Below are 702 nucleotides of genomic sequence, written 5' to 3' on the forward strand. Positions count from 1 at the left end.
TGAGGCCGTTGCAAAAAGAGATGTTGGAACACTTGCTTATAAAGATACGGTTACAGTTCATGATATCAACACCAGTGGGGATCCTAGTGAGAATACAGTTCTATCGGGTACTGGCTGGATAAAGCTATCGCCTTTAGGAATTGGCGATATGAGTGTTTCTATTTATGACCCTTCTAATGTCATGTCAGACGCTTTCTCTATGGAGAACATGACTGAAGGCGATACAAAGAAGATTTTGACTGTAGAAGAAAGAGTAAAACTACAATGGATAAGTTCTGAGTGCCCCACGATAGAAAAATGGAAGAAGGCAGATGAGGATATCAATTACCCTATATCGCCTGCTGATCTTAAAAATACTATCAGTCATTTTGCGTTATCAAAATCAGTTTATGATCCAGGTAAAATAGCAAAGGATGTTTTTGCTATGGATCATATGAAAGAGGGGGAGAAACACCTTATCCTAACGCCTCAAGAACGTATTCAGATTACAAAGGTTAATCAAATTGAAGAGGCTGCACAACAAGCACAAACGACAGCTCAATGTGGGGTCAATCTAGCGGGTGAGGCTAAAGAGACTGCAGGTAAAGCACACAGCACTGCAAAAGATGCTCAGAATAATGCAGATAAGGCGCAAGAGGCTGCAAACAATGCGAAAGAAGTAGCAGAGGCTGCAAAGGAAGCAGCGTCAAGTGCAAAAACAGT

At 41.3% G+C, this 702-nt stretch carries 1 pseudogene; it reads left to right on the forward strand.

Annotated features, from left to right (window positions below):
- Positions 1–702, forward strand: a pseudogene (locus J7R13_RS08575) (hypothetical protein); the annotation flags it as partial.

The sequence above is a fragment of the Bartonella taylorii 8TBB genome (genome assembly GCF_902825155.1).
Lineage (GTDB): Bacteria > Pseudomonadota > Alphaproteobacteria > Rhizobiales > Rhizobiaceae > Bartonella > Bartonella taylorii_A.